The organism is Klebsiella sp. CSG-1, assembly GCF_056521145.1.
Map to the genome: position 1 here is coordinate 1 of NZ_JBWNLD010000018.1, position 16,378 is coordinate 16,378.

The 16,378-nt window shown below is 55.6% G+C and carries 16 protein-coding genes; 3 read left to right on the forward strand and 13 right to left on the reverse strand.

Annotated features, from left to right (window positions below; translation table 11 throughout):
- Window positions 1-33: 33 nt before the first annotated feature.
- Genes hemG through pepQ form a run of 4 tightly spaced genes read right to left on the reverse strand, consistent with a single transcriptional unit; the run spans window position 34 to window position 4,017 of the window.
- On the reverse strand, window positions 34-567 hold the full coding sequence (gene hemG, locus AC007G_RS26140) for a menaquinone-dependent protoporphyrinogen IX dehydrogenase (protein ID WP_046853266.1): 534 nt from the start codon (window positions 565-567) through the stop codon (window positions 34-36).
- 11 nt (window positions 568-578) lie between these two features.
- Window positions 579-2,030: a Trk system potassium transporter TrkH gene (gene trkH, locus AC007G_RS26145; protein ID WP_004119068.1), complete on the reverse strand. Its 1,452-nt coding sequence runs from the start codon at window positions 2,028-2,030 to the stop codon at window positions 579-581.
- A gap of 41 nt (window positions 2,031-2,071) precedes the next feature.
- Window positions 2,072-2,686, reverse strand: coding sequence for an IMPACT family protein (locus AC007G_RS26150; protein WP_032690010.1), 615 nt, complete (start codon window positions 2,684-2,686; stop codon window positions 2,072-2,074).
- Window positions 2,686-4,017, reverse strand: a complete 1,332-nt coding sequence (pepQ, locus tag AC007G_RS26155; RefSeq protein ID WP_479466729.1) for a Xaa-Pro dipeptidase — start codon at window positions 4,015-4,017, stop codon at window positions 2,686-2,688. The genes AC007G_RS26150 and pepQ overlap by 1 nt, the downstream gene beginning before the upstream one ends.
- 191 nt (window positions 4,018-4,208) lie before the next feature.
- On the opposite strand from pepQ, the gene fadB reads away from it, so the two are divergent.
- Window positions 4,209-6,398, forward strand: coding sequence for a fatty acid oxidation complex subunit alpha FadB (gene fadB / locus AC007G_RS26160; RefSeq protein ID WP_142631096.1), 2,190 nt, complete (start codon window positions 4,209-4,211; stop codon window positions 6,396-6,398).
- 9 nt (window positions 6,399-6,407) lie between these two features.
- Window positions 6,408-7,571: an acetyl-CoA C-acyltransferase FadA gene (fadA, locus tag AC007G_RS26165; RefSeq protein WP_142631095.1), complete on the forward strand. Its 1,164-nt coding sequence runs from the start codon at window positions 6,408-6,410 to the stop codon at window positions 7,569-7,571.
- 296 nt (window positions 7,572-7,867) lie between these two features.
- Here the strand turns inward: fadA and fre are convergent, their stop codons facing one another.
- On the reverse strand, window positions 7,868-8,569 hold the full coding sequence (gene fre / locus AC007G_RS26170; protein WP_004869682.1) for an NAD(P)H-flavin reductase: 702 nt from the start codon (window positions 8,567-8,569) through the stop codon (window positions 7,868-7,870).
- A gap of 49 nt (window positions 8,570-8,618) precedes the next feature.
- Entirely contained in the window at window positions 8,619-10,094 is a 1,476-nt protein-coding gene (gene ubiD / locus AC007G_RS26175) for a 4-hydroxy-3-polyprenylbenzoate decarboxylase (protein WP_479466730.1), read from the reverse strand.
- A 177-nt stretch (window positions 10,095-10,271) separates the two neighbouring features.
- Between ubiD and rfaH the strand changes: the two genes are divergently transcribed.
- On the forward strand, window positions 10,272-10,760 hold the full coding sequence (gene rfaH, locus AC007G_RS26180) for a transcription/translation regulatory transformer protein RfaH (protein WP_004869678.1): 489 nt from the start codon (window positions 10,272-10,274) through the stop codon (window positions 10,758-10,760).
- 8 nt (window positions 10,761-10,768) lie between these two features.
- On the opposite strand, the gene tatD is transcribed toward rfaH, so the two are convergent.
- From tatD to ubiE, 7 genes are all read right to left on the reverse strand, one after another.
- A complete protein-coding gene (tatD, locus tag AC007G_RS26185) occupies window positions 10,769-11,563 on the reverse strand; it encodes a 3'-5' ssDNA/RNA exonuclease TatD (protein WP_181890757.1) in 795 nt (264 codons plus the stop codon).
- Between the two features lie 27 nt (window positions 11,564-11,590).
- Window positions 11,591-12,364 carry a Sec-independent protein translocase subunit TatC gene (gene tatC, locus AC007G_RS26190; RefSeq protein ID WP_004869672.1) on the reverse strand — a complete coding sequence of 258 codons (774 nt, stop codon included), beginning with the start codon at window positions 12,362-12,364 and terminating at the stop codon, window positions 11,591-11,593.
- Window positions 12,365-12,366: 2 nt separating this feature from the next.
- Window positions 12,367-12,915: a Sec-independent protein translocase protein TatB gene (gene tatB, locus AC007G_RS26195; protein WP_142631093.1), complete on the reverse strand. Its 549-nt coding sequence runs from the start codon at window positions 12,913-12,915 to the stop codon at window positions 12,367-12,369.
- A 3-nt stretch (window positions 12,916-12,918) separates the two neighbouring features.
- Window positions 12,919-13,170, reverse strand: coding sequence for a Sec-independent protein translocase subunit TatA (gene tatA / locus AC007G_RS26200; RefSeq protein ID WP_004869668.1), 252 nt, complete (start codon window positions 13,168-13,170; stop codon window positions 12,919-12,921).
- A gap of 131 nt (window positions 13,171-13,301) precedes the next feature.
- Window positions 13,302-14,942 (reverse strand): ubiquinone biosynthesis regulatory protein kinase UbiB, encoded by a 1,641-nt coding sequence (gene ubiB / locus AC007G_RS26205; RefSeq protein ID WP_032690018.1) that lies wholly within the window; start codon window positions 14,940-14,942, stop codon window positions 13,302-13,304.
- On the reverse strand, window positions 14,939-15,544 hold the full coding sequence (gene ubiJ / locus AC007G_RS26210) for a ubiquinone biosynthesis protein UbiJ (protein ID WP_032690019.1): 606 nt from the start codon (window positions 15,542-15,544) through the stop codon (window positions 14,939-14,941). Before ubiJ ends, ubiB begins: the two co-directional genes overlap by 4 nt.
- Window positions 15,545-15,557: 13 nt before the next feature.
- Complete coding sequence (gene ubiE / locus AC007G_RS26215) at window positions 15,558-16,313, reverse strand: bifunctional demethylmenaquinone methyltransferase/2-methoxy-6-polyprenyl-1,4-benzoquinol methylase UbiE (protein WP_004869660.1); 756 nt, start codon at window positions 16,311-16,313, stop codon at window positions 15,558-15,560.
- Window positions 16,314-16,378: the final 65 nt, after the last annotated feature.

A 16,378-nucleotide genomic window follows, 5' to 3' on the forward strand; every position in this document is an offset into this window, starting at 1 on the left:
CTCAAATTCCCGCCATCACGCCCATTTTACGTGCTATTTGCTCGTCATTTGTGCGACTTCCCGCGCAAAATTGGCAACCTGCTTCCAGTCGGTATAGACGACTTCTTTACTGGTATCCGTTTCACCGCCGGTCATCTTCATTATCAGGCGAATCATGAAGCGATCGTACCAACGATAGCGCGGGTAGCGCAGTGCGCCGGCAAACACCGCGCTGCGCTGCGGCTGCCATGGCGAATTAAGCAGAAACTTACGCGTATAGCTATTTGTCTGCGGCGTACGCTTCTCTGGCTTACGCGCCACGAGATTCACCGAGAAAAACGCCCCCGGCAGCGCATTCAGCGATTGCAGGTGTTTCTTCACGAAACGGTCCAGCGCCGGATGAAAGTGTCCGTAACGAATCGATGCACCAATCACCACGCGATCGTAGTGGCGCCATTCAACCTGTTCAGTACGGTTGAGATTAACCGTATCCGCATCGATACCCAGCTCTTTCAACTCAGAGGCAAGGAAGGAGGCAATTTCACGCGTCTGCCCGTCGCGGGTGGAAAATAGAATCAACGTTTTCACAAGCACTCCTGTTATTCGCGCCAGAAAGTGGGGGTAAAGAGCACCAGTAAGGTGAACACTTCCAGACGACCAAACAGCATATTAGCAATCAAGATCCATTTCGCGACCGGGTTCATTGTCGCGAAGTTGTCCGCCACTACGCCAAGTCCTGGCCCGAGGTTGTTTAACGTTGCCACAACCGAGGCGAAAGCAGAAAAGTCATCCACTCCGGTCGCGATGATCGCCAGCATGCTAATAATGAACACCAGCGCATAGGCAGAAAAGAATCCCCACACCGCCTCCAGAATACGTTCCGGTAGCGCACGGTTGCCTAACTTAATACTGTATACCGCGTTCGGATGCACCAAACGCTTGAGTTCACGGTTCCCCTGTTTGAACAACAGCAGTATGCGGATAACTTTCAGCCCGCCGCCCGTCGACCCGGCACAACCGCCAATAAATGCCGAGCACAATAACAGCACCGGCAGGAATAATGGCCAGCGCGCGATGCTGTCGGTGGTAAACCCCGCCGTCGTCGCCATTGAGACCACCTGGAAGAAGGCCTGATTCAGCGTCGTCAGCGCCGAGCTATACACATCATGCAACCACAACACCAGCGTACAAATCACCACCAGCGTCAGTTGAACACCAATAAACATGCGGAATTCAGGATCGCGCCAGTACACCTTCAGACTGCGTCCGCTGAGCAATGAAAAATGGAGGCCATAGTTACAGCCTGAGATCAGCAGGAAAACCGCAATAATCGTGTTAATGGTTGGACTGTTAAAATACCCTACGCTGGCGTCATGCGTAGAAAAGCCGCCAATCGCGATAGTCGAAAAGCTGTGACCGATGGCATCAAATGCCGGCATACCCGCGAACCAGAGCGCAAGCGCACAGGCTACCGTCAACAACACGTAGATAAGCCACAGCGTCTTGGCCGTCTCGGCGATACGCGGGCGCATTTTATTGTCCTTCAGAGGCCCCGGCATTTCCGCCCGATACAACTGCATCCCGCCGACGCCCAGTATCGGCAGTATTGCTACCGCCAACACAATGATCCCCATACCGCCAAACCACTGCAGCATCTGTCGATAGAAGAGGATGGCATGAGGTAAAGAGTCCAGCCCCACCAGCGTGGTGGCACCGGTCGTAGTCAGGCCTGAGAATGACTCAAAAAACGCATCCGTTATCGTCAAATTCGGTTGTTCGGCGAAAATAAACGGTAGCGCACCGACGCTGCCCAGCACGGTCCAGAAGAGTACGACAATCAGAAAACCCTCGCGGGATTTCAGTTCGCCCTTTTCACGGCGGTTCGGCCACCATAATAGAGAGCCTATCGCCAGAGCGACAAAAAAGGTCTGGGTAAACGCCCGCCCCGCGCCATCGCGGTATATCAGGGCCACTAATCCCGGAAGGATCATCGTCCCCGAAAACAAAATGACCAACAGTCCAACGATTCGGGTTATGGCGCGAAAATGCATCTCTGGCGCTTCCTTTGGTATGCAAAAAAATCAGGTGGGGATTATTCGTCAATCTTCAGTAATTGCAACGAGCCACGACTAAAATCAGCCAGTTTTGTCGAAAAAGACGCCACTTCAGCTTGCGGAAGCGCCACACGAAGCTGGACGGAGGCCTGATAGTCACTGTCGACAATTTGTCCTGAGAACTGAGCCAACAGCGTTTCAATTCCGGCTAACTGCCCGTACTCACACTGCAAAGTATATGCGGTCAGCGGCGTCTTGCGCTGCGTTGTCAGCACGGCAAGCGCCTGATGAACGCCGCCGCCATACGCTTTAACCAGACCGCCGGTACCCAGCAAAATACCGCCGTAGTAGCGTACCACGACGGCCGTTATCTCGCCGACGCCGCTGCCCATCAGCTGCGCCAGCATAGGTTTACCCGCGGTGCCTGCTGGTTCGCCATCGTCAGAAAAACCCAGCTGTTGAGAGTCATTGGGTGGCCCGGCCACCCACGCCACGCAATGATGACGGGCGTCAGGGTGCTCCGCCCTGACAGACTCAACAAACGCCTTTGCCGCTACCACGCCGTCAGTATGTGCCAACAGCGTGATAAAACGACTTTTTTTGATCTCTTCGACAACGGTCACCGGCGCGGCCGGTATCAACCAACTTTCCATTACGCCAGTTTCAGGTCACGCGTCATATTTTCAACACTGTTTTCGTGGATGACGACGTTATCTTCAATACGGATACCGCCAAACGGCTTCAATGCTTCAATTTTTTGCCAGTTGAAGTGTTTGCTAAACTGCCCTTCACGCCACGGCGCCAGCAGAGACTCAATGAAGTAGATGCCCGGCTCGATGGTCAGCACCATACGCGGCTGCAAAATACGTGTGCAGCGCAGATACGGATATTTCGACGGCGCCGCCAGATGAGTACCGCTATCATCCTGCATGAAACCAGCCACATCATGGACCTGCAGGCCCAGCGGATGGCCAATACCGTGCGGCATAAACGGTCCGGTCAGGTCGTTTTCAACCATGGCCTCTTCGCTCATGTTGGTCATGATCTGGTGCTTACGCAACAGCTTAGCGATGCGTTGGTGGAACTGGATATGGTAATCCACATAGCTTTTTCCAGCCTTCATCGTGCTAATCAGAGCCAGCTGCTCATCGTTAACGTCTTTAATCAAATGAGCAAAGTCATTATCGCCGTGCGCCGCCCAGGTACGCGTCAGGTCTGCGGCATAGCCGTTGTATTCCGCTCCGGCATCCAGTAAGAAGCTGCGCGCTTCTGCCGGCGCACGATGATCCAGTTTGGTGTAGTGCAGCACAGAGGCATGTTCGTTAAGCGCCACGATATTGCTGTAAGGCACATCGGTGTCGCGATGACCGGTGGCCGTCAGATACGCCTGATTGATATCGAATTCGCTCATTCCTGAGAGGAATGCTTCATGGGCCGCGCGATGCCCGTTGACCGCCGACTTCTGCGCTTCGCGCATGCAGGCCAACTCATAATCGGTCTTAAAGGAACGATAGTAGTGCAGGAAATCAATCACCCCTTTCGGGTTGATATGACTGGCCGCGATCTCCAGACCGAGCGCACGCTCCGGCACCGGCCCGATATAGGCGATATTGCCGCGCGCAGCTGGCAGCTGGCTACCAATACCGTCGGCTTTCGGCAGGGCAATCACTTCCACCTCTTCCGTCCAGAACGAGGTCGGCAGCGGTTCAACGTTATGCCAGTAATCGACCGGCAGGTAGAACCACAGTTTCGGTTTGTTGACGCCATCAACCAGCAGCCAGCAGTTGGGTACCTGCGTCACCGGGACCCAGGACTTAAATTGCGGGTTGACCTTAAACGGGTACGGATGATCGTCGAGGAAGACATTGACCAGCTCACCGGAGTGAATCAGCAACGCATCAAGGTTAAAACGAGCCAAAGCATCACGGGTACGTTCTTGTAGGGTAACGATATGATTTTTATAGAGCGCGGCTAGTGATTCCATCTTTTATCCTTTGCTTTTATTAGATCGTGATTCCCCGCATCTTAGCACATCGGCCTCGGGCAGGGTGATTTCCGCCAGGTGTGATCCGACCAGCATTTATTTAAAGACTCATTTGCAATTCTTTAACATAAATCCCACACTCCGTTGCATCTGGTACGACCAGATCACATTGCTGGATTCAGGAGACTGACATGCTCTACAAAGGCGACAACCTGTACCTCGACTGGCTGGAAGATGGCATTGCCGAACTGGTGTTCGATGCTCCCGGCTCGGTGAACAAGCTCGATACCGCAACCGTAGCCAGCCTCGGTGAGGCGCTGGACGTACTCGAAAAACAACAAGATCTTAAGGGGCTGATGCTGCGCTCCGGGAAAGCGGCCTTCATTGTCGGCGCCGACATTACCGAATTTCTGTCCCTGTTCCTGGTACCACAGGAGCAGTTGAGCCAGTGGCTCCATTTTGCCAATAGCGTCTTTAACCGTCTGGAAGATTTACCGGTACCGACTATTTCAGCGGTAAATGGCTATGCGCTGGGCGGCGGCTGCGAGTGCGTGCTGGCGACGGACTACCGTCTGGCTACGCCGGACCTGCGTATCGGCCTGCCGGAAACCAAACTGGGTATCATGCCGGGCTTTGGCGGCTCAGTACGAATGCCGCGTCTGCTCGGCGCCGATAGCGCGCTGGAAATTATTGCCGCTGGGAAGGATGTCAGTGCCGATCAGGCGCTGAAAATCGGCCTCGTCGACGGCATCGTCAAACCAGAGAAACTGCGCGATGGCGCACTCGCCATGCTGCGTCAGGCCATTAACGGCGACCTGGACTGGAAAGCGAAGCGCCAGCCGAAGCTGGAGCCATTGAAGCTCAGTAAAATTGAAGCGGCCATGAGCTTCACCATCGCCAAAGGCATGGTGGCGCAGACCGCCGGTAAACACTATCCGGCGCCGATGACGGCGGTAAAAACCATCGAGGCGGCCGCTCGTTTCGGCCGCGAAGAAGCGCTGAATCTGGAAAACCAAAGCTTTGTCCCGCTGGCGCACACCAAAGAGGCCCGCGCGCTGGTCGGTATCTTCCTTAACGATCAGTATGTCAAAGCCAAAGCGAAGAAGCTGACCAAAAACGTTGAGACGCCGAAACAGGCCGCCGTACTGGGGGCCGGGATCATGGGTGGCGGTATCGCCTACCAGTCTGCCTGGAAAGGCGTGCCGGTGATCATGAAGGACATTAACGACAAATCGCTGACGCTCGGCATGAACGAAGCCGCTAAGCTGCTCAACAAGCAGCTTGAGCGCGGCAAGATTGATGGGCTGAAGCTGGCCGGCGTTATTGGCACGATTCACTCGACTCTCGATTATGCTGGCTTTGAGCGCGTAGATGTCGTGGTCGAAGCCGTCGTCGAGAACCCGAAAGTGAAAAAGGCCGTACTGACGGAAACCGAAGAGAAAGTCCGCCCGGATACGGTTCTGGCTTCTAACACCTCAACGATTCCGATCGGTGAGCTGGCCAGCGTACTGAAGCGTCCGGAAAACTTCTGCGGTATGCACTTCTTTAACCCGGTGCATCGTATGCCGCTGGTAGAAGTGATTCGCGGCGAAAAAACCTCAGATGACACCATCGCAAAAGTCGTGGCCTGGGCGAGCAAAATGGGCAAAACGCCGATCGTGGTTAACGACTGCCCCGGCTTCTTCGTCAACCGCGTGCTGTTCCCCTACTTTGCGGGATTCAGCCAACTGCTTCGCGATGGTGCGGACTTCCGCAAAGTCGATAAGGTGATGGAGAAACTGTTCGGCTGGCCAATGGGCCCGGCATACCTGCTCGACGTGGTCGGCATCGATACCGCGCACCACGCGCAGGCAGTGATGGCCGCCGGCTTCCCGCAGCGTATGCAGAAAGATTATCGCGACGCGATCGACGCGCTGTTCGACGCCAGCCGTTTCGGCCAGAAAAACGGTCTCGGCTTCTGGCGGTATCAAGAAGACAGTAAAGGCAAACCGAAGAAAGAAGAAGACCCGGCCGTCGACGCGCTGCTGGCGGAAGTCAGCCAGCCAAAACGGGACTTCAGCGACGATGAGATTATCGCCCGGATGATGATTCCGATGGTCAACGAAGTGGTCCGCTGCCTGGAGGAAGGCATTATCGCCAGCCCGGCGGAAGCGGATATGGCGCTGGTTTATGGCCTCGGCTTCCCTCCGTTCCACGGCGGCGCATTCCGCTGGCTGGATACCCTGGGCAGCGCAAAATATCTCGATATGGCGCAGCAGTATCAGCACCTCGGCCCGCTGTACGAAGTGCCGGAAGGACTGCGTAATAAAGCACGCCATAACGAACCCTATTATCCCCCGGTAGAACCAGCCCGCCCGGCGGGCGTTCTGAAAACGGCTTAAGGAGGCACAATGGAACAGGTTGTCATTGTTGATACAGTTCGCACCCCGATGGGCCGTTCGAAGGGCGGCGCCTTTCGCCACGTGCGTGCGGAAGACCTCTCTGCGCACCTGATGCGTAGCCTGCTGTCGCGTAACCCGTCGCTTGATCCGGCTGCGATTGACGATATCTACTGGGGCTGCGTACAGCAAACGCTGGAGCAAGGTTTCAACATTGCGCGTAACGCCGCACTGCTGGCCGAGATTCCGCATTCGGTACCGGCCACCACGGTCAACCGCCTGTGCGGTTCATCGATGCAGGCGCTGCACGATGCGGCGCGCATGATCATGACCGGCGACGCCAGCGTCTGCCTGATTGGCGGCGTGGAGCATATGGGCCACGTCCCGATGAGCCACGGCGTGGATTTTCACCCGGGTCTGAGCCGTAATGTGGCAAAAGCGGCCGGTATGATGGGGCTGACCGCCGAAATGCTGGCGCGCCTGCACGGCATCAGCCGGGAAATGCAGGACCAGTTCGCCGCGCGTTCCCACGCTCGCGCATGGGCGGCAACGCAGTCCGGCGCATTTAAAGCGGAAATCATTCCGACAGGTGGCCATGATGCCGACGGCGTGCTGAAGTCATTTAACTATGACGAAGTGATCCGCCCGGAAACGACCGTGGAAGCGCTGGCTGCATTAAGACCCGCATTCGACCCGGTGACCGGCACCGTCACGGCAGGAACCTCCTCCGCACTCTCCGACGGCGCAGCCGCCATGTTATTAATGAGCGAAAGCCGTGCCCGCGAGCTGGGGCTAAAACCTCGCGCTCGCGTACGTTCCATGGCGGTGGTCGGCTGTGACCCATCAATTATGGGCTATGGTCCGGTACCGGCATCAAAGCTGGCGCTGAAAAAGGCCGGACTGGCTGCCAGCGATATCGACGTTTTTGAAATGAATGAAGCGTTTGCCGCGCAGATCCTGCCGTGCATTAAAGATCTTGGCCTGATGGAGCAGATCGACGAGAAGATCAATCTCAACGGCGGTGCGATTGCCCTGGGCCACCCGCTCGGCTGCTCCGGCGCGCGTATCAGTACTACCCTGATTAACCAGATGGAGCGCAAAGACGCACAGTTCGGTCTTGCCACCATGTGTATTGGTTTAGGTCAGGGGATCGCAACGGTATTTGAGCGAGTTTGATTAAAGAGTTATCTCAAAGCTATTGGTGCCAGAACAAGGCGGCAGGCGAATGACAAATTCGTCAGGAACGAATTTGAACAGCCGAAGGCTGCCTTCGATGAGGGACACGGATGTCCCTTATTCACCCTGATGAGCTTACATACCGTAAGTGATTCGGGATGAATAAGCGCCGTCAACGCAGTTATGGTGACCATGGCGAAGAGAGGGGGTTTAGTTGCCGTTTTTCCCGCCTGTCAGGGGCGGGTTTTTTATTTCTACCGTTCTCTACCCTCTCCCTGAAGAAGAGGGCGTGAGAATCAGATAAAGGCAAATGCATCGCCGAACAGGCGATCTTCGCGGGCATTGCGCTCATTGCAGAACAGCTCACGGGCAATTTTTGCCATTTCGAAGCGGCCGGCAATATAAATATCATGCTCTGCCAGAGTGCCATAGTCCTGCAGTACCGCGGTCAACACGGTGCCAGAACGCCCACGCCACTCTTCTTCCGGCTGTTCCACAACCGGCTCAACACGCAGACCCGGGTGCTCCACGCTCAGCGCTTCCAGCTCTGCCAGATCGTAGAGATGTTTCGCTTCGCGACCACCCCAGTACACGGCAATATCGCGGTTCGGGTTACGCGCCAGGGCGGTAAGCAGAATGGAACGCACATAGGAGAACCCGGTCCCCCCGGCGATCAGGATCAGCGGACGATCTTCGTCCTCACGCAGCCAGGCCTCACCATGCGGAATATCAACCTCAATCTCGCGCTCTTTCAGAATGCGATCCATAACCGCCATCGCATACAGGTTGAGCTCAGAGGCGCCGATATGCAGTTCAATACATTCCTGCTCCGCCGGCGTGGAAGCCATGGAGAACGGACGCTTGTCGCGCTCATCCATTACCACCATCAAATATTGACCAGCGCGGAAAGAAAACGCCGCTTCCGGCACTAATCGAACGCGATACACGGTATCGGTAATTGCCTCCACCGAGGTCACTTTACAGCTTAAGGTTGTCATGCGTCCCCTCTGTCGGGTCTATAGAGCAAAACAGCGGCGTTAGCCCCGCTTACTGTGATTTAAAGATAGCCAGCTCATCCCAGATGGCGTCAACGCGCGCCGTCACCTCAGGATCTTTCTTAATAGGACGACCCCATTCACGCTGGGTTTCACCTGGCCATTTATTTGTGGCATCCAGCCCCATTTTTGAACCCAGGCCGGAAATCGGCGAGGCAAAATCCAGATAATCGATCGGCGTATTTTCTACCAGTACCGTATCACGAGCCGGGTCCATACGGGTAGTAATCGCCCAGATCACGTCGTTCCAGTCGCGCGCATTAACGTCATCATCGCAGACGATCACGAACTTCGTGTACATAAACTGGCGCAGGAATGACCACACGCCCATCATGACGCGCTTGGCGTGTCCGGCGTACTGTTTCTTCATCGTGACCACGGCCAGACGATAAGAGCAACCTTCCGGCGGCAGGTAGAAATCAACAATTTCAGGGAACTGCTTTTGCAGGATCGGCACGAAGACTTCGTTCAGCGCGACGCCCAGGACCGCAGGTTCATCCGGCGGGCGCCCGGTATACGTTGAATGATAAATCGCATCTTCACGCTGAGTGATATGCGTAACCGTAAATACCGGGAAATTATCCACTTCATTGTAGTAGCCGGTATGATCGCCATACGGCCCTTCCGGCGCCATTTCACCTAGCTCAATATACCCTTCCAGCACAATTTCCGCGCTGGCCGGTACTTCAAGATCGTTGGAAATGCACTTGACCACTTCCGTTTTGGTGCCGCGCAGCAGGCCGGCAAACGCATACTCTGAAAGCGTATCGGGAACCGGCGTCACGGCGCCAAGAATGGTCGCCGGGTCAGCGCCCAGCGCCACGGAGACCGGAAAGCGTTCGCCCGGATGAGCCGCACACCACTCCTGAAAATCCAGCGCGCCGCCGCGATGGGAGAGCCAGCGCATGATCAGCTTATTCTTACCAATGAGCTGCTGGCGATAGATGCCGAGGTTCTGCCGTTCTTTATGCGGACCGCGAGTGACCGTCAGTCCCCAGGTAATCAGCGGGGCAGCATCTTCCGGCCAGCAGGTCATGATCGGAATACGCGTCAGATCAACGTTGTCACCTTCAATGATTTTTTGCTGGCAGGGTGCTCCGCGCAGGCGCTTTGTCGGCATATTCAATACCTGCTTAAACTGCGGCAGCTTATCGAACAGATCGCGAAAGCCTTTCGGCGGTTCCGGCTCTTTCAGAAAAGCCAGCAGCTTACCCACTTCACGCAACGAGCTGACATCCTCCTGCCCCATCCCCATAGCGACGCGGCGCGGAGTGCCAAACAGATTGCACAACACCGGCATGGTGTAGCCTTTGGGATTTTCAAAAAGCAGGGCCGGGCCGCCGGCACGTAAAGTGCGATCGGCAATTTCGGTGATCTCAAGGTGCGGATCGACCGGCAGGGAGATTCTTTTCAGTTCGCCCTGCTGCTCCAGTAATGTCAGAAAGTCGCGTAGATCGTGGTATTTCATGGAGTTATTATTGACCTCTATACAGGCGGCTGATTATACGGTGTTCGCCAGCGCCATGCTGTACTTTTGTTAAATTAGAGTGAAAGAACATAGAATTTTTGATTTCAGTTATATTGGCTTTCGCGATCGCCCCAGGCTTTTGTTATGCTTGCTGCTAATAGAGTGGAAAGAGTTATTATGCAAGCCTGGTATTTACTGTATTGCAAACGTGGGCAGCTTCAGCGCGCCCAGGAACACCTCGAACGACAGGCAGTTAATTGCCTGATGCCGACTATCGCACTGGAAAAAATCATCCGCGGCAAACGCACTACGGTCAGTGAACCTTTGTTCCCCAATTACCTGTTTGTCGAATTCGATCCGGAAATTATCCACACTACGACTATCAGCGCCACGCGAGGTGTGAATAACTTCGTGCGCTTTGGCGCCCAGCCCGCCACGGTACCGTCCGCGGTCATTCACCAGCTCTCTATCTATAAACCGGAAGGCATCACCGACCCGGAAACACCGCACGAAGGTGACTTCGTCTTGATTACCGACGGCGCGTTTGAAGGGCTGCAGGCTATCTTTAGCGAACCGGATGGTGAAGCGCGCTCCATGCTGCTGCTGAATCTGCTCAACAAGCAGGTACTGCAAAGCATCAAAAATACCGACTTTCATAAAATCTGACGGTACGCTTAAAAACGGATGCCAAAAAGCGTTCTGACATTCGTGTCAGCGATCTCTTCCAGCCGCTGAGCCTCCTCCCCGCGCCATCCCGCTATGCGGGTCAGAATATGCGGCAGATATACCGGTTCATTCCGGCGGGAAGCGGGCTTCGGGCTAAGGTCGCGGGGCAGCAGATACGGGGCATCCGTTTCAATCAGCAGGCGTTCTGCCGGGATATCTGGCAGCAGCGCGCGCAGCTCAAGCCCTCGTCGCTCGTCGCAGACCCAGCCTGTAATGCCAATATACAAACCGTGGTTCACGCAGGCACGCATTTCTTCGCGGGTTCCGGTGAAGCAGTGCAGCACCGCACCAGGCAGTTTATCCAGCCAGGGCGTCAGGAGCGTCAGGAAACGTTCATGGGCATCGCGGCAGTGCAAAAATACCGGCAGAGACAACTCGGCTGCCAGCGCCAGCTGGGCGCTGAAGGCGGCCTCTTGCTCCTGAGGGGTTGAAAAGTTGCGGTTGAAATCCAGCCCACATTCGCCGATAGCGACGACTTCCGGCTGGCGCGCCAGCTGAAAAATGGAGTCAGCCACCGATGCCGCCCAGCTGCTGCTGTCATGAGGATGCACCCCGGCGGTTGACCAGCAGCGGGTATAGCGATGTGCCAGCTGCCGGGCCTGCTCGCTTTCATGCAGGTTAGTCCCGGTGAACAGCATGCCGGTCACGCCCGCCGCCTGAGCGCGGGCCACGACCTCATCGCGATCGCGGGAAAACTGTGGACTGGTCAGGTTGACGCCGATATCAAACATCGCTTCTCCAATATGACAACCGCCCTGACGGGCGGCTGGTTACTCTTCTTTGCTCCCCGCCTCTTCAGCGGCGGCATCCTCGTCACGCGTCAGACGTTTTCCGGTATAGAAACGCGCAAAGAACACCCCGATCTCAAACAAGCAGTACATCGGAATTGCCAGCAGCGTTTGCGAGAAAACATCCGGTGGCGTCAGCAGCATGCCGACGACGAATGCTCCCACCAACACGTACGGCCGCTTCTTACGCAAATCTTCCGGGGTCGTGACGCCCATCCAGCACAGCAGCACGATCGCAACCGGCACTTCAAACGAAACGCCAAAGGCGATAAACAGCGCCATGACGAAATCGAGATAGCTGCGAATATCCGTCGAGACCTGCACACCCTCCGGCGCCGCGTGGGTCAGGAAACCAAACGCCAGCGGGAAAACGACAAAGTAGGCAAACGCCATACCGATATAGAACAGCAGCGTACTGGAAACCAGCAGCGGCATAACCAGCCGACGCTCATGTTTATACAGCGCCGGGGCAACAAACGCCCAGACCTGGTAAAGAATCACCGGCACCGACAGAATCACCGAAACCATGAAGGTCAGTTTGATCGGCGTAAAGAAAGGGGAAGCCACGTCGGTGGCGATCATCGTTGCACCCACCGGCATCTGCCGGATAAGCGGTGCGGAAACCAGCTGATAGATGTCGTTGGCGAAGTACACTAACGCCAGAAAAATGACCAGTATCGCGATGATGCTATTGATCAGGCGCTTACGCAGCTCAATCAAATGCGAAATTAGCGGTTGAGTATCTTCTACGCCCATTTTTACGGTTTATCACTCGATGCAGGGGAGGAATCGGAAGCTGTCACGGCAACTTTTTCTTTGGCGACCGGGAGCGGGTCAGGCTGCGTAGCCGGCTGCTCTGGCACAACGCTCTCTTCTGCGGCTGGAGCGTGAACGGGCTCGCTGGCCTGATGTTCAGCCGTCGCCGGCGTAATATCCTGGCGCTGCGCTTCACTGCCCTTCACTATCGGGTTATGAATCGTGTTCGCTTCGTCGCTCGCTTTCTCAGGATCGTGGGCGGTATAAGAACGTTTCATAGATTCAGCGGCTTCACGCAGCTCATCCATTGACGCTTTCAGCTCCGGCGTCAGGTTATCCAGGCTCGCCTTTTCCACTTTCTTCAGGCTTTCCTGGAACTCCTGCAGTTTTAGTTCCTGAGTGATCTCATTTTGTACGGTAGCCGCCAGCGATCGTAGCGTACGAATCCAGCTGGCCACCGTTTTTACCGCTACAGGTAATCGCTGTGGCCCCAGGACAATGAGGCCAATGACGAACACCAGCAGTAGTTCACTAAAACCGATATCGAACACGAATTACACCTGCTCTTTGTCGTGGCGTTTTGTCTCGTCTTTTTTCGCATCATCCGGCTTATCAGCGATCGATTTCGCCGTGAAATCTGCATCCGGAGCAGACTTTTCAGGTTTTTCATCATCGCTCATGGCTTTTTTAAAGCCTTTGATCGATGCCCCCAAATCTGACCCCAGCGAGCTCAACTTTTTCGTCCCGAAAAGCAGAACCACAATGACGACAACAATTAATAACTGCCAAATACTGATACCACCCATACACGTTCCTCTATGACAGATGATGAATGATTAGGACGCATTATACACGTCATCCCACAAGCCGCCTCTTTGTCAGGCCGCTCGCATGACTTCGCGCAAAAACCAATGCGCTGTGATAAAGGCGCTTCCCATCAGTGCGTTTTCCGCCAGCCAATCAGCCAGGACACCGCGCCAGCGGCCATCAGCCAGCCTGGCATCATGCCCCATTCCGGGCGGTGGATAAATAACAGCGTACCACTCAGTAACAGAACCGCGCCTATACCAAACAGATAACGGGACTGCCCCTGACGAACATGTCGCACCTGGAAGTCGCGCACGATGGTATCCACGCTGGTCTGCAGCTGCTTACTCTGCTGCAAAGTCTGGTACACCAGCTCAGGTATCTCCGGCATTCTTTCGATCCAGAACGGCGCTTTTTCTTTAAACGCACGCACCAGCGCCGGAATGCCGACCTGATCTTTAATCCACGACTCAAGGAAAGGTTTCGCCGTTTTCCACAAGTCTAACTGAGGATAGAGCTGGCGGCCTACCCCTTCTACGTAAAGTAATGTCTTCTGCAGCAGCACCAGCTGCGGCTGCACTTCCATATTGAAGCGCCGGGCGGTGTTAAACAGGTTCAGCAGCACATGACCAAACGAGATCTCAGCCAGCGGCTTCTCGAAGATCGGTTCGCAGACGGTGCGAATAGCAAACTCGAACTCTTCAACATTGGTATCCGCAGGAACCCAGCCTGAATCCACGTGCAGCTCGGCGACTTTACGGTAATCACGGTTGAAGAAGGCGATGAAGTTTTCCGCCAGGTAGCGCTTATCTTCTTTGTTCAGCGACCCCACGATACCGCAGTCGATCCCGATGTACTGGGGGTTCTCCGGATGGTCGTAGCTAACAAAAATATTGCCCGGATGCATATCCGCGTGGAAGAAGCTGTCGCGGAACACCTGGGTGAAAAAGACCTGCACGCCGCGTTCCGCCAGCAGCTTCATGTTCGTGCCCTGCGCCTCCAGCGCCTCCACGTCGGAAACCGGAATCCCGTAAATCCGCTCCATCACCATCATGCCTTCGCTGCAGTAATCAGAGTAGACTTCCGGTACATAGAGCATCGGGCTGTCTTCAAAGTTGCGCCGCAGCTGAATGGCGTTGGCCGATTCACGTAGCAGGTTAAGTTCATCCAGCAGCGTTTTTTCGTATTCGCGCACCACTTCCTGCGGGCGCAGGCGGCGACCGTCGGGCAGTAAGCGCGGCACCCAGCGCGCGAGACGATAGATAAGTTTCATATCCGCTTTAATCACCGGCACGATGTCCGGGCGGATCACCTTGATAACGACCTCTTTGCCGTTTTCTTTCAGCCGTGCGGTATGGACCTGCGCAATAGAGGCCGATGCCAGCGGTTCAATCGAGAAATCGTCAAACCAGGCCTCTACGGGAAGGCCGCCCATCGCCTGTTCGATCTGCTGTTTCGCCAGCCGACCATCGAAAGGCGCTACGCGATCCTGCAGCAGCGCGAGCTGATCGGCGATTTGCGGCGGGAACAGATCGCGGCGGGTAGAGAGCATCTGACCGAACTTGATCCACACCGGCCCCAGCTCCTGCAGCGCAAGGCGCAGACGTTCGCCGAGGGGTTGGTTTTTATGACGATTCGGCATCCAGAACAGCATCCGCCGCCCGATACGCAGCGGCAGCGTGATACGCATTTTGGGAATGAGCTCATCAAGCCCATAGCTCAAAAAGGTGCGGATAATAAGATACAGGCGCCGTAATTCTCCTGGCGTCATTTGCCCTCCAGCGTTTCCAGCCGTTTTTCCAGTGCGGAAAGCGCGCGTTCCACAGCCGCGGTCTCTTCGCCAAACCAGGCCATTTCCAGCGGCCCCGGCGCCATACGCCACTCTTCGGTCAGCGCCTCAGCGACATAGCGCTGCTGACGCTGAACGCCGTGCAGCAGAAAGCGAGCTCCGGAGCGAAAGACCTTACTGACCCCTTCCGCAACGATATCGCCGGTGTAAGGCGCCAGCAGCTCAGCCGGATCGAATTCCGCCAGGTCACATAGCGCTACCGTGTTCTGCACCACCTGCAGATCGCCCTGCACTTCCAGGTCACCGCTGCGAATAAGCGCCGTGAGCTGTTGACGGTTGCGCAGCTGTGGCAGCACGCTGAGGCGGGTAATGACGGTACAGTCGGCATCGCCTTCCCAGGCCCCCAGTACATCCACCTGACGCTCGCTGAAGACCAGCACAACTGGCGTCGACAGCTCCTTCAGCTCAACGCGCAGCACCTTCCCCAGCAGACGCTGGCGAGCAGGTTTTAACGCTTTGTCGCGCCAGAGAAAGGTATTGAGGGCGGTTTCAATGCCAGCGGTAACCAGTGGTTTGAAAGGCATGCGATCCCTCCTGTCAGAACTTATAACCGCGGTGCAACGCAACGATACCAGCCGTCAGGTTGTAGTAGTCGACGTTTTCGAAACCGGCGTCCTGCATCATGGCTTTCAGGGTGTCCTGATTCGGGTGCATACGAATAGATTCCGCCAGGTAGCGATAGCTTTCACCGTCTTTGGCAACCAGCTCCCCTACGCGCGGCAGCACGTGGAAGGAGTAGGCATCATAGGCTTTGCTGAGCGGTTCAATAATCGGTTTCGAAAACTCGAGTACCAGCAGACGACCGCCCGGCTTCAGGACGCGATACATTGAACGCAGCGCTTTTTCTTTATCGGTGACGTTACGCAGACCGAAGGAAATGGTGATGCAGTCAAACGTATTGTCGGCAAACGGCAGGGCTTCCGCGTTAGCCTGAACGTATTCAACGTTGCCGACGATACCGATGTTGCGCAGCTTTTCGCGGCCCATTTTCAGCATGGAGTCGTTGATATCCGCCAGCATGACGCGCCCCGTTTCACCCACCAGGCGAGAGAACTTCGCCGTCAGGTCGCCGGTGCCACCGGCCAGGTCCAGAACGGTCTGTCCGCGGCGTACGCCGCTGCAGTCGATGGTGAAACGCTTCCACAAACGATGAATACCGAACGACATCAGATCATTCATAACATCATATTTTGCGGCCACAGAATGGAATACATGTGCCACCATGTCCGCCTTCTGCTCTTTGGCTACGGTCTGAAAACCAAAGTGCGTCGTTTCTTGTGAATCCTCAACCATCTCAATGCCTGCTTATCAAGAAAATGTTCGCCGAGTGTAACAGATTCAGCGCATTTCCCATACGG

Coding starts and splice junctions, on each gene's coding strand:
- trkH (WP_004119068.1), bottom strand. CDS start 2,030: ATGCATTTTCGCGCCATAACCCGAATCGTTGGACTGTTGGTCATTTTG.
- AC007G_RS26150 (WP_032690010.1), bottom strand. CDS start 2,686: ATGGAAAGTTGGTTGATACCGGCCGCGCCGGTGACCGTTGTCGAAGAG.
- pepQ (WP_479466729.1), bottom strand. CDS start 4,017: ATGGAATCACTAGCCGCGCTCTATAAAAATCATATCGTTACCCTACAA.
- fadB (WP_142631096.1), top strand. CDS start 4,209: ATGCTCTACAAAGGCGACAACCTGTACCTCGACTGGCTGGAAGATGGC.
- fadA (WP_142631095.1), top strand. CDS start 6,408: ATGGAACAGGTTGTCATTGTTGATACAGTTCGCACCCCGATGGGCCGT.
- fre (WP_004869682.1), bottom strand. CDS start 8,569: ATGACAACCTTAAGCTGTAAAGTGACCTCGGTGGAGGCAATTACCGAT.
- ubiD (WP_479466730.1), bottom strand. CDS start 10,094: ATGAAATACCACGATCTACGCGACTTTCTGACATTACTGGAGCAGCAG.
- rfaH (WP_004869678.1), top strand. CDS start 10,272: ATGCAAGCCTGGTATTTACTGTATTGCAAACGTGGGCAGCTTCAGCGC.
- tatC (WP_004869672.1), bottom strand. CDS start 12,364: ATGGGCGTAGAAGATACTCAACCGCTAATTTCGCATTTGATTGAGCTG.
- tatA (WP_004869668.1), bottom strand. CDS start 13,170: ATGGGTGGTATCAGTATTTGGCAGTTATTAATTGTTGTCGTCATTGTG.
- ubiB (WP_032690018.1), bottom strand. CDS start 14,942: ATGACGCCAGGAGAATTACGGCGCCTGTATCTTATTATCCGCACCTTT.
- ubiJ (WP_032690019.1), bottom strand. CDS start 15,544: ATGCCTTTCAAACCACTGGTTACCGCTGGCATTGAAACCGCCCTCAAT.
- ubiE (WP_004869660.1), bottom strand. CDS start 16,313: ATGGTTGAGGATTCACAAGAAACGACGCACTTTGGTTTTCAGACCGTA.